The 12,505-nt window shown below is 61.3% G+C and carries 10 protein-coding genes; 6 read left to right on the plus strand and 4 right to left on the minus strand.

The genetic code is table 11. From position 1 onward, the window contains the following. Positions 1 to 203: 203 nt before the first annotated feature. Positions 204 to 1,805, minus strand: a complete 1,602-nt coding sequence (locus DXC99_RS01715) for a potassium/proton antiporter (protein WP_117629082.1) — start codon at positions 1,803 to 1,805, stop codon at positions 204 to 206. Between the two features lie 253 nt (positions 1,806 to 2,058). Here DXC99_RS01715 and DXC99_RS01725 point away from each other — a divergent pair, with 253 nt between their 5' ends. After that, positions 2,059 to 2,898, plus strand: a complete 840-nt coding sequence (locus DXC99_RS01725) for a metallophosphoesterase (protein ID WP_117629084.1) — start codon at positions 2,059 to 2,061, stop codon at positions 2,896 to 2,898. A 195-nt stretch (positions 2,899 to 3,093) separates the two neighbouring features. Here DXC99_RS01725 and DXC99_RS01730 read toward each other — a convergent pair whose 3' ends face one another. Continuing rightward, complete coding sequence (locus DXC99_RS01730) at positions 3,094 to 4,671, minus strand: lipopolysaccharide biosynthesis protein (RefSeq protein WP_369831443.1); 1,578 nt, start codon at positions 4,669 to 4,671, stop codon at positions 3,094 to 3,096. Between the two features lie 379 nt (positions 4,672 to 5,050). Between DXC99_RS01730 and pckA the strand changes: the two genes are divergently transcribed. From pckA to DXC99_RS01755, 5 genes are all read left to right on the plus strand, one after another. Continuing rightward, entirely contained in the window at positions 5,051 to 6,721 is a 1,671-nt protein-coding gene (pckA, locus tag DXC99_RS01735) for a phosphoenolpyruvate carboxykinase (ATP) (RefSeq protein ID WP_117629085.1), read from the plus strand. Positions 6,722 to 6,946: 225 nt separating this feature from the next. After that, on the plus strand, positions 6,947 to 7,666 hold the full coding sequence (locus tag DXC99_RS01740) for a B3/4 domain-containing protein (RefSeq protein WP_117629086.1): 720 nt from the start codon (positions 6,947 to 6,949) through the stop codon (positions 7,664 to 7,666). A gap of 164 nt (positions 7,667 to 7,830) precedes the next feature. Then, complete coding sequence (locus DXC99_RS01745; protein WP_117629087.1) at positions 7,831 to 8,280, plus strand: MarR family winged helix-turn-helix transcriptional regulator; 450 nt, start codon at positions 7,831 to 7,833, stop codon at positions 8,278 to 8,280. 119 nt (positions 8,281 to 8,399) lie between these two features. Continuing rightward, positions 8,400 to 9,254 carry a DegV family protein gene (locus tag DXC99_RS01750; RefSeq protein ID WP_117629088.1) on the plus strand — a complete coding sequence of 285 codons (855 nt, stop codon included), beginning with the start codon at positions 8,400 to 8,402 and terminating at the stop codon, positions 9,252 to 9,254. Between the two features lie 80 nt (positions 9,255 to 9,334). Continuing rightward, positions 9,335 to 9,655, plus strand: coding sequence for an MGMT family protein (locus DXC99_RS01755; protein WP_117629089.1), 321 nt, complete (start codon positions 9,335 to 9,337; stop codon positions 9,653 to 9,655). 331 nt (positions 9,656 to 9,986) lie between these two features. Here the strand turns inward: DXC99_RS01755 and trpS are convergent, their stop codons facing one another. Together trpS and DXC99_RS01765 are read right to left on the minus strand one after the other, a co-directional pair. After that, positions 9,987 to 11,036: a tryptophan--tRNA ligase gene (gene trpS, locus DXC99_RS01760; protein WP_117629090.1), complete on the minus strand. Its 1,050-nt coding sequence runs from the start codon at positions 11,034 to 11,036 to the stop codon at positions 9,987 to 9,989. 161 nt (positions 11,037 to 11,197) lie between these two features. After that, complete coding sequence (locus DXC99_RS01765) at positions 11,198 to 12,397, minus strand: MraY family glycosyltransferase (protein WP_117629091.1); 1,200 nt, start codon at positions 12,395 to 12,397, stop codon at positions 11,198 to 11,200. Positions 12,398 to 12,505 lie beyond the last annotated feature (108 nt).

Consider the following 12,505-nt stretch of genomic DNA (forward strand, 5'->3'; position numbering starts at 1 on the left):
AGGCTTTATTGGAAATCCTGAGCACACGACAAATTTGCTTTAACAAACTCGCAGGTCACAGACTTGTGCTTTGGTGACGTGGTCGGCGATTCGGTAAAAGTCTACTCACTTAGTTTTGAGAGACGCTAATTGTCCGCAACGAGATCCTAGCCGGGGCGATTTATGCTCAAATATGGTCAATTCGGGACGGCTACCCCTAGCCACTACGACGCCAGCGTGGCGATGACGGCTTCGTCGCCGGCGTATATGAGGGTGTCGCCGTCGGGGATGATCGTCTGGCCTTCGCGCTTGAGCATCACCACGATAAACGGGTGCTTGCCCTGCGGCACGTCGCGCAGGCGCTGACCGGCCAGGCGACCGTGGGGCGTCACGGTGACCTCGCGCAGCGTAACCTCGGCACGCTCTTCGAACGTTGGGGCTGCCATCACCAGCAGATCGCCTTCCTGGATCACGGTGTCGCCATTGGGCAGTACCGGATGCGCCCCGTCGCGCAGCACCAGGACCACGAGCATGTCCGTCGCGCTGCCAATATCGGCGAGCGAGCGACCGACAAACGGATGGCCCGCACTCACCTTGAGCTTTACAAACGACATGCCGTCCTCGTCGCGGTAGTCGTTAAAGGTGCGGCGTACGTCGCCGGCCGCATCGATCATATCGAGTTTCTTCGCCACCGCCGGCAGTAGCGAACCCTGCACCACAATGCTCGATACGGCAATCACAAACACCAGGTCAAACAGGTCGTGACCACCGGGAACGCCGGCTACCACGGCAAAGAGGCTAAAGACGACCGAAGCCGCGCCGCGCAAGCCCGCCCAGCTTACGAGTGCAACCTGGCGAGGGTTCGTCTTAAAGGGCACCAGCAGCAGACCGACGGCGATGGGGCGGCTCGCAAAGAGCATAAACGCCATGAGCGCCAGGCCCGGCAGCAGCATCTGCGGCAGGCGCGCGGGCGTGACGAGCAGACCCAGCAAAAAGAAGATGGTCATCTCGGCCATCTCGGTGAGGGTGTCAAAAAAGTGCGCCATCTCGACCTTGCCGGTGATGTCGCTCGCGCCCAGCACAATGCCGGCCAGGTACACGGCCAAAAAGCCGTTGCCGCCCAGATAGCTCGGCAATGCGTAGGCGACGATCGCCACGGCGAACAAAAAGATGGTCTGCGCGCCCTCGGCCGTTGCGTGCGCTCGTTCAATCAGGCGGCCCGCCGCCCAGCCGATGGCAAGGCCCAGGCCCGCGCCCAGGATAATCTGCTTGGCCAGCAGTGCGGGAATGTTGATGTCGCCGCCGGCTGCGAGTGTGGCGAGCACGGCGGTGAGCATGTAGGCGACGGGGTCGTTGGAGCCCGATTCGACCTCGAGCAGCGAGTCGGTGCCGCCCCTCAGCGAAAGGCTGTGCTCGCGCAGCACGCTAAAGACGCTGGCCGCGTCGGTGGACGCCACGACCGATCCCAGCAGCAGGCCGCCGATCCAGTCGAAGCCCAGCACAAAGTGGGCGAACACGCCGGTGATGCCAGCAGTGATGACGACGCCGAGCGTGCTCAGCAATACCGCGGGCACGGCAACGGGTTTGGCACGGTCGATATTGGTGTTAAAGCCGCCGTAGAACATGATGAACAGCAGCGCCGTGCTGCAGACGGTTTCGGTGAGCGCGTAGTCGCTAAATTCGATGTGCGCCGGCCCGTTGACGCCCAACAGCATGCCGAGCGCGATAAAGATGAGCAGGGTGGGGAAGGGGAGTTTTTTGCCGACGGGCTTGATGGTCAGGCACAGAATAATAACGAGGCCGATAAAGAGAAGGATCTGGTTCATGGATGGTGTCCGCTCCTGGGTGGTTGGCGTGGCACGGTCAGTTGTCTGCGGTTATTTGTACCCAAAGATGGTGGGTTTATGGGGTTGGATTGCGGGCGTGCGCGATATCGTCATAGACGGCTGCCGTCTTTGCCTCTGCTTGGAAACCCTTTCCAGCTTTAATGCAACGGAGTACAATGGGTAACGTTTAAGTTCAACTTGAAGTTTTAGTTGCGGCGCCGGGCTTCGGCCGCAATGCAAGGAGAGGCGTACCATGGCGATCTATGTGACATCTGATGCTCACGGGCACGTGCGTGCGCTTGACGAGGCCCTGTCTAAGATTTCGCTGGCGTCCGACGACACGCTGTACGTGCTGGGCGACATGATCGATCGCGGGCCCGATCCGGTCGGCGTTATTAAGCTCGTGCGCTCGCTGCCCAACGCCCGCGTGCTCAAGGGCAATCACGAGCAGATCATGCTCGATGCCATCATTGGCCAGGATCCGCTCGATGCCGAGACCTGGGATATCAACGGTGGCTGGACGACGCGCGAGCAGCTCAACGACATGGAATTTGACGCATACGAGGAGCTCGTGCGATGGATGGCCGCGCTGCCGCTCTACGCGGTGGCCGAGACCGAGGAGCGCCCGTATCTGCTGGTACATGCTGGAATCGAGATGAAGGCGGCGCGCGCGTTTTTGCTTGAGCATGGCGTCGATTGTGCCGATGGCGTTGGAGCGGTGGGTGCCGATCGCGAGCTGCTGCAGCAGATGCTCGCGGTGCAGTCGGCCGATGACCTGCTGTGGATTCGTCACGGCTATTGGGATGCGCCGACCGGGCTGCTTTCTGCCGAGGGCAAGGGTCCGGTCGTGGTGAGCGGTCACACGCCAACGGTGTCGCTCGGGCGTTATTGCGAGGTCGGTGGTCTTGCGGGGCTCGATGAGGAGTCGGGCCGCGGGCAGATCGTGCGCCTGGGCGGCGAGGATGCCGCCGGTGTGCCCGATCGCATCGACATCGACTGCGCTGCCGCCACCGGCTCCGAGTTCGGTCGCGTGGGCATCCTGCGGCTCGATGATGGGGCGGAGTTCTACGCGAATATTCGCCCCGGGGAATAACTTTGTTCCGCCGTTCTACCGAACGGCGGCCACGTTGATGCTGCGCAGCCCCGAAGCACCCCATCTTGTCGCTCAAACCGTCGTTCGCGTACGGAAGTACGCGTCGCTCCTCTTTCGCGCCAACCTGGGGCACTTTGAGACTGCTCGCTGTCGGTGCCAAAACATCGACGTTTCTTTTCTTCAAATTGATTCGAATTAGACGCCGTACGGGTTGCGGTCGCGCTCGATGCGTTGGCGGATGTGGGCGTATTCGATAATCAGCAGCACCAGGAGTAGGGCCATGATGGCTAGGTAGCTCACCACGGCGCCCATCAGACCCAGCAGGTTGATCAGGATCACCGGCAGCACTACGCTTACGGCGAAGCAGATCAGGTAGATTTTGGTGACGTCGCCGGCATGGCGCAGCACCGTGATGATGGCGTAGAGAAAGTCGATGGCCGCGGTGACGCCGCCGGCGACAACCATCAGCAGTGCCAGCGTGCGGTAGCGCTCAAAATTGAGGCCGTACATGAAGCTCATGAGGGGAATACCGGGACCTGCCATAAATGCGGCGCACACGCTGGTGATGACCACGATCAGTGCCATAACGGCAACAATAATCAGGTCAAAGCGACGACGCTTGCGAGGATTAGCCCAAATGCTCGACAAGCGCAGGAGCTGCGGTTTATAGATAAATCCAATGCTCAGCAAAATAGCCTGCGCCGGAAAGAACAGGGCATTAAAGTACAGCTGATATTTGTATGCCAGCGTGCCTTCCATCACGAACTTGGGCATGCTCTCGATAAGGTTGAACAGGAACAGCGCACCAAAGAGCGGGGCGCACTGGATAAACAGGTGGCCGACCTCGCGCAGGCTCACGCGGCGCGATTTTTCGGTCTCGAGCAGGGCAAGCGGCGCGGTGACCAGCACGAGCGAGGCAATCGCGGCGATGCCCATGGCCATGGCCGCGATGGGCATACTGCGCGTAAGGAACAGCGCCATGCTAAAGACCGCGATGACGCCGGCGGAACGCAGCATTTGGCTCATGCCGGCCAAATAGAGCTTGTCGGCCTGCTGCAGGCGGCCCTCGTACACGTCCGCCACGCCGTCGATCACCTTATACAGGTAGACGCCCAGGCCGATCGTGGCCATCTGCGCATCGTAGCCGCGGGCGCTGCTGTATACCAGGCCGCATGCCAGCGCGAGCGCTCCGCAGAGCCAGCGGTTGAGCTGGTAGGAGGCGAAAGAGGTTTTTTCGTCGATATCCGAGACCTGGAAATTGCGCACGCCGTAGTTGCACGCGATCATGATGAGCGTGCCGGTGACAAAGGCGATGGAGAATTTGCCAGCCTCCTCGGCGCCCACGAGCTGTGTGGACACGATGGTGAGCAACGGAAACGCCATGCCCCACACGGCGGTGCCCAGGGTATTCCAAAGGTAGTCGCGACGGGTGGCGTGATCTTCGTACTCGGCTTCTTGTGTGGAGAAGCCGCCGCCGTAGACGGCTCCGAGCAGGCGGTTCCACCAAGCGTTGACCATGCGGCGGACGGGGCCGGGCTCCCGATCGCGTTCGCGCCGGCGACGGCGTGTGGCCTGGCTGCTGTCGGGGCCGCCGGCGTTGCGCTGGCTTAGCTCTTGGATTCGTGCGAGCTCCTCGGCGGTGTGCGATGCGGGGAACAGGCCGTTCTCGATGCGTCCGCCCTGCCCGTGCGCCCCGTCCGATACGGTGGGGTCGGCGACGCCATTGCGGCGGGCGATGGCGCGGCGAATGCTATCGAGGGGCGTGATGCTCAAAGCGGAGTCCTTTCTATTGCTGCACTCTAGTATAGACGCGACGGTGTTCGGTCGTGTTTTTGAACAGGTTGTTCGATAATTTCGGCGGCGCCATTCAGTAGACGGCATTTGGGGACGTTCCTTATGTGCCGGCACTTTGGGAACGTCCCTAAGTGCCGGCATCCGGGGACACTCCTTGGTTGTTGCCTGTTCAAGAGTGTCCCCAACGATTAGTCGTTTAAAAACGTCCCCAATGACTAGGCCGCTTGCGTGCGATTTTTGACCGTTGGGCGGGCGCTTCGCCGTTGCCGCAAAAACGTTTTTGCATATCGGGTACAACGGGCTTTACGTGAGTAAAGTGCGCGCCGCGTCCACGTGTCGCGTTTTTAAAGGAGGCCCCATGCCAGGTGTTACCCCTGCAGAAGTTCTGTCCAACTTTGGCATTACGCTGGTCGAAGATCCCGCCGAGAACCAGCCCCGCCTGCTGGTTGACCTGCCGGCAGCAGAACTCGTCGAGCACGCCATCCGCCGCAACGAAGGCCGCATGGCCTCCAACGGCGCACTGGTGATCGAGACGGGGGAGCGTACCGGACGCTCGCCCAACGACCGCTTTATCGTCGACACGCCCGACGTGCACGACAAGATCGCCTGGGGCGCGGTCAACCGCCCGCTGTCTGTCGAGAGCTACGAGGCCATCAAGGCCGGCATCGTCGACTATCTCAACGAGCGCGACGTGTTCGTCACTCGCGGTATGGCCGGTGCCGACCGCAACCATACGCGTCGTCTGCTTGTCGCCTGCGAGCGTGCCAGCCAGGCGCTCTTTATTAAGCAGATGCTCGCCCGCCCGCTTGCCCGTGAAATCGCACGCACCGGCGAGCCGGACTTCTGCGTGCTCGCCGCGCCGGGCTACCAGTGCGATCCCGCCATCAAGGGCCTCAACTCCAGCGCCGCCGTGGTCATTAACTTCCAGGAGCGCGTGATTCTGGTCGCCGGCACCGGCTACTCCGGCGAGATCAAAAAGTCCATTTTCAGCGTCATGAATTACCTGCTGCCCGTCGAGGACGACGTGCTGCCCATGCATTGCTCGGCCAGTATGGACCCCGTCACGCATGAGACCGCCGTGTTCTTTGGCCTCTCCGGCACCGGCAAGACCACGCTTTCGGCCAACCCCACGCGCCTGCTGATCGGCGACGACGAGCACGGTTGGTCCGACATGGGCATCTTCAACATCGAGGGTGGCTGCTACGCCAAATGCGAGGGCCTGGACGCGTTCCACGAGCCCGAAATCTTCAACGCTGTCCGCTTTGGCGCGATCTGCGAAAACGTGGTGCTCGACGAGAACCGCATGCCCAGCTACGACGACATCTCGATCACGCACAATACGCGCGTGGCCTACCCCGTCGAGCATATCCCCAACGCGTGGACCAAGGGCATGGGCACCACTCCGAGCGTCGTACTGTTTTTGACCTGCGATGCCTTTGGCGTGTTGCCGCCCATCTCGCGTCTAACGGCCGATGCCGCCATGTATCACTTTGTGACGGGCTTTACGGCCAAGATCCCCGGCACCGAGGTCGGCGTCACCGAGCCTACGCCCACGTTCTCTTCGCTGTTCGGCGAGCCGTTTATGCCACTCGACCCCATGGTTTACGCCAAGATGCTCGGCGAGCGCATTGCCGACGGCCGCACGCGTGTGTACCTGGTCAACACCGGCTGGATCGGCGGCGGCTACGGCGTGGGTCATCGCATCGAGCTTGCCTACACGCGCGCCCTGGTGGCCCGCGCCCTCGACGGCACCATCGAGGACAGCGAGTTCGTGCACGACGACATCTTTAATGTCGACATTCCCACTACGTGCCACGGTGTGCCCGACGGCATCCTGGTGCCGCGCCAGTACTGGCAGAGCACCGCGCGCTTCGACGAGGCCGCGCACAACCTGGCGGTGATGTTCGAGGAGAACTTCGAGAAGAAGTACTCGCACCTGCCCGAGTCCGTCAAAGCCGCAGGCCCGCACGTTCAAGTACACGCCGACGCCCGTCATCGCGGCCGCGGGCTGCTGGGGCTTCGCCGCTAGCGTCGCCTCAGACCCAAAACCACCATAAAGGGGACAGGCACCTTTGTGGTGGTTTTGCTCGCGCGGATGACTCGGGTTACAATACGCCTGACATATCGTCCCCTTCTCCGGATGGGGACAGCGTAAGCGCTCTTGTGACGGCACCGTAGGACTTTGAAGGTGGCCGTCGTAAGGGCGCTTTTTGTTTTCGCACTCGTGCGGGCGCGAATCGTGAAGGGAGCATGTATGAAGAGCTTTATTGCCGAGGATTCATTTTGGGAGCTGTTTCCGCAGGCAGCGGTCGGTGTTGTGGTCGTGGAGGGCATGAAGCCCACTACTCAGATTCCTCAAGAGGATGTAGATGCCATTGCGGCGCTGCTTGACCGCGCCAACATCGATGCGGAGCGTCATCTGACCAGCGATACTATCAGCGAGAACGCGCCGGCCAAGGCATGGCGCGAGGCCTATCGTCTGTTCAAGACAAAAAAGGGCGCGCGCTGTTCAATCGAGAACCTCCTCAAGCGCGTGCTCAAAGGCAAACCGGTGGGCCACATTACACCCGCGGTGGATATTTACAACACGGTGTCGTTGACCTACGCGTTGCCCGTGGGAGGCGAGGATTTGCATGCGATTGAGGGCGATCTGCGCCTGGCGGTCACTGATGGTGGCGATGCGTTCTTGCCTCTTGGCGAGGAAGCGGATGACCCGACGCTTCCCGGCGAGCTCGCCTACATCGACGATGCGGGCGCCGTGTGCCGCTGCTGGAACTGGCGCGACGGCGTTCGAACGGCCCTGTCCGATGATTCGGCCGACGCATTCCTGGCGATTGAGTGCGTAGAACCCGAGCGCATGGGGGACTGCCAGGCCGCCATCGATCGCTTGGCCGAGCTGCTCGAGCGCTATCTGGGTGCCAGCGTTCTGGTTAAGACGCTTGTGACTCGCGATAACCCACGCGTGGAACTGTAGCTCGGTCCAAACCACCACGCAAACCACCACAAAGTTGCCTGTTCCCTTTGTGGTGGTTTTTATGTTGATGGGTTAACAAATGAGACACGCAGGGCCGGCGGTCGCTGGATACGGCTAAGATGTTTACCCGTTAGCATTATGCAAGCGAAAGGCGGTCGTCTCCCATGCAGCAGAACGACGAGACACGTTTCGAGGACTTTGTCGGACTGATCAGCGGACTCTACAAGGAGATCCAGCGCATTAAGACATCTGAGGGCGCAAGGCTGGGCCTTAAGGGCTCCGATATCATGTGCCTGTACTATCTTGAGCGCAGCAAGGACGGCCTGACTGGTGCCGACCTCGCCCGTATGGCTGGCGTGACCCGCGCTGCCGTCTCGCGCACGCTGGCGCATCTGGAGGAGGGCGGCTACGTCGAAGTCGACGATTCGGGCGATGCCGCCGTTAAGTATCGCGCCCCGGTTCGCCTGACCACGTTGGGCGGCGAGAGCATGAACGAGGCCGATCGCATTATTCGCGAAGTGCTCGACACCACCGGCAAGGCCATGGGCGTGGAGCAGCGTGAGCAGATGTATGCGTCGCTGCGTACGATTCTCAATACCTTGCGCGAACTGTAGGGCCGCCTAGGCATTTGCTTCCCATTAACAACTGCATCGTCCCGTTTGGGCGCGTATACCGTGCCGGGTCATTGCTGTCAAAATTCCCTGCGCGGGACCTGCGCAAGAAAGGATTCGTTATGTCCGTCCGCATTATTACCGATTCCGCAAGCGATATGTCGCCGGCCGAGCACCCGGCGCTGGCCGTTTTGCCGCTGTCCGTCACCTTTGGCACCGATGTGTACATGGATGGCATCGACATCGATCACCAGCGCTTTTACGAGATGCTCGTGGAGCGCGATGAGCTGCCCAAGACCGGCCAGGTCAACCCGTACGCGTTCTCGCAGGCTATCGCCGAGGTTCGCGAAGCCGGCGATGAGGCTGTGATTATTACCGTGGGCGCTAAGCTATCAGGCACCAATCAGAGTGCCCGTACCGCACTTGCCGAGGCACCGGGCGGCGACGTGTTCGTGGTTGATAGCAACAACGTCACCCTAGGTGAGCGCGTGCTGGTCGAGTATGCGCTGCGCTTGGTGGACGAGGGCCGTAGCGCGGCCCAGATCGCGGCGGCGGTCGAGGCCGTGCGCGACCGCGTGGTGGTTATCGGCCTGCTCGAGACGCTTGAGTACCTGGTGCGCGGCGGTCGTCTGTCTGCTGCGGCCGGCGCCGTGGGTACGCTGCTCAACGTAAAGCCTGTGGTAGCTGTCGAGGACGGCCTGATCGTGCAGCTGGGCAAGGCGCGCGGTTCCAAGAACGGCCGCAACCTGCTGAACCAAAAGGTCGAAAAGGCGGGCGGCATCGACTTTTCCATGCCGCTGGCGCTCGGCTATACGGGTCTTTCGGATGCGGTGCTCAAGAAGTATATCGAGGACAGCGCGGCACTGTGGGCTGGTCACACCGAGGGCGAACTGCCCGTTCACACCATCGGCGCCACCATCGGAACCCACGTTGGCCCCGGCGCCGTGGCAGTAGCCTTCTTCCAGCCCGCCAACTAACCGACCTGCCATAAACCATCACAAAGGTGCCTGTCCCCTTTGTGATGGTTTATGCTTTTCCGGGTGGAAGGGAGCGAGCAATGGCGTCTGAGGGCTTTTTTGATCGGGTGTACGAGGTGGTCGAGCAGATCCCCGAGGGGATGGTCGCCACGTATGGTCAGGTGGCACTGCTTGCCGGTCGTCCACGAAGTGCGCGGTACGTGGGGTATGCCCTTCATAGTAATCCGCGCCCTGGCCAAATTCCCTGTCATCGCGTGGTGTTTGCCGACGGCCGTATCTGTGAGGGCTTTGCCTTTGGCGGCCCCGATGCTCAGCGCGAGCTCTTAATGGGGGAGGGCGTGACGTTTGCCGATCCCATGCATGTTGATCTGGCCGCCTGTCGCTGGCCTACAGGGCTCTAGCGGCTCTGCCGTGGCTTAAACCACCACAAAGGTGCCTATCCCCTTTGTGGTGGTTTTGGCAGGTTTACCGAGGTTAACTTATGGAGAAGGTATGGCGGCGCGGTTTGTCGCAGCAAAGTAAACCACGGTGAACTATATTGTTTTCAGCAACGGAGCAGGCAATAGGCGATGAAAAAGCCTGCCCTGTTGAGTTTGATTCGCATTCCTCCCCTCTGTGCGATTCAACGGTGTACTTCGGGAACAGGCCCGCTGGCAACTATCTGCCAGCGGGCCTGTTCCTGTTTCGGTGAGGATTCAGCCTCACCGTCTATGTTGTGCGAAGGCGCTTTGCCTAGTACACCATGCCCATGGCGTCCTGAACCTCGGCCAGGGTCTGCTCGGCGATCTCGTTGGCGCGGCGATTGCCCTCATGCAGCACGTCCTTCACGTAATCCAGGTCGTTCTCGTAGCGCTGGCGACGCTCGCGGATCGGGGCGAAGTACTCGTTGACGGCCTCGGTCACGTACTTCTTGAGCTGGCCAGAGCCGCCCATGCCGATCTCCTCGGCAATCTCGACCTCGGAACGACCGGTGCAGATGGCGGCCGTCGAAAGCAGGCCGGACACGCCGGGGCGGTTCTCGGGATCAAACGTGATCATGCGCTCGGAGTCGGTCTGGCTCTTCTTGATGCGCTTGGCCGTCTCCTCGGCGGTCATCGAGATGTTGATGGCGTTGCCGTAGCTCTTGCTCATCTTGCGACCGTCCAGGCCCGGCAGTAGCGGGGTCTCGGACAGCAGCGCTTCGACCTCGGGGAACACTTTGCCGTAGCGGTTGTTAAAGCGGCGGCCGATGGTGCGGGTGAGCTCGATGTGCGGCAGCTGGTCGCAACCGACGGGCACCACATTGCCCTTGCAGAACAGGATGTCGCAGGCCTGGTGCACCGGGTAGGTGAGCAGAAGGCCGGTGAGCTCGTGGCCCGAGGCCTCCATCTCGGCCTTGACCGTGGGGTTGCGCGCCAGCTCGGCCTCGGAGACCAGCGACAGGAACGGCAGCATGAGCTGGTTGGCGGCGGGCACGGCGGAGTGCGCGTAGATCATGGTCTTGTCGGGGTCGATACCGCAGGCAAGGTAGTCCATGACCATGTTGTACACGTTGTCCTGGATATGCTCGGTGGTGTCGCGGTCGGTGATGACCTGGTAGTCGGCGATGAGCACGTTGGTCTTGGCGCCCATGTTCTGCAATTCAACACGTCCCTTGAGGGTGCCGAAGTAGTGACCCAGGTGCAAGCGTCCGGTCGGGCGGTCGCCGGTGAGCATGGTGAACTTCTCGGGCGTCTTTGCCAGGCCCTCGCGAATGGCGTTGCTCTTTTGCAGCGCGACTTCGTAGCTGTTCTCGTTTGGCATGATTGCTCCTTACGTATGTTCATTGGTCAAGATGATAACGCGTTTATTGGAGGGGCGGGTCGTAAGTAGGCGAGGGGCGGGAGATCGGCGGCATGTGCGATGGGCGCGGCATGGCTGCGCGTTTGGCCGGCGGCGCCTGGGCGCTTCCTCGGCAGCTTACCCTAGAGCTTGTGGTGGCGCTCTTCCTTACGTTCCTCGGCTGCCTGCTCCTCCTGCTTAAAGGCGGGGTCGTCGGGGGTGACGAGCTCATCCTCGTGTGTGCGCTTGTTGTAATGGTGGCGCAGCACGGGCTCAAACAGATGTAGATGCTTGGCAAAGGCCGCCGAACCAATGGCGAGCACGGTAAAGATGAGCACGCGCATGGGCACCTCGACCTGGTTAATCGCGGCGGCGCCGGCCGAAAGCATGATGCACCAGGCGTAGATGAGGAGCACTGCCTGTTTTTGGTTGTAGCCTTCTTGGATCAGGCGGTGGTGGATGTGGCCCTTGTCGGCCTGCCCGATGCTAATGTGGGCGCGCTTGCGGCGCACGATGGCGCTAAACGTGTCGATGATGGGCACGCCGGCAACGATGAGCGGAATGATAAGCGAGGTGAGCGCGGCGGTGCGGCTCACGTTGAGCAGCGAGATGGAGCCCAGCGCAAAGCCCAGAAGCAGCGACCCCGAGTCGCCCAAGAAGATGCTTGCGGGGTTGAAGTTGTAGCGCAAAAAGGCCAGACAGGCGCCAAAGAGCGCAATGGAGAGCGCGGCGGCGTCGATGCGGCCCGAGAGAACGGCCATCGAAAACATGGTGAACGACGCGATGCCGCAGATGCCCGTGGCTAAGCCGTCGAGGCCGTCGATGAGGTTAATGATGTTGGTGAATGCCACCAGATAGATCACGGTGATGGGGTAGGCGAGCCATCCGAGCATGATTTCGCCGGGGGCAAACGGGTTGACAATGACGCCGATGCGCAGGCCACCCACGCAGGCGATGAGCGCAGCGAGGACCTGTCCGGCCAGCTTTTGCTTGGGCTTGAGCTGGATGACGTCGTCGATAGCGCCGGTCGCAAAGATGACGGTAAAGGAGAGCGCCAGCATGGGATAGCTAATGTGAAGGCGCGGGTGCGGCACCAGGACGGGCGGCCAGCCTAGGTGCCAGGTGCCTAGGATTTGCACAATGCAGGCAACGACCAGGCCCAAAAACACCGCCGTTCCGCCCAAACGCGGGATGGGCTTGGTGTTGATGCGGCGCTTGGAAGGATAGTCGACGGCGTCGAGCTTAATTGCCAAGCGCTTGACCAGGGGCACCATGAGGAAGGTCGTGATAAAGGCCGCCGCTGCCACGCATAGGTACGGTATGTAGCTCGGGGATGAAGCCATGAATCTAAAAACCGCCAAGCGTCGAAGGAAAAGGTCAGAAGAACGCCATGCGCAAAGGGCATAGCCGAACCATGATACTCGACCACGGGGGGTGCATGGAATTGCATG

It is taken from the genome of Collinsella sp. TF10-11AT (genome assembly GCF_003437565.1).
Taxonomy (GTDB): domain Bacteria; phylum Actinomycetota; class Coriobacteriia; order Coriobacteriales; family Coriobacteriaceae; genus Collinsella.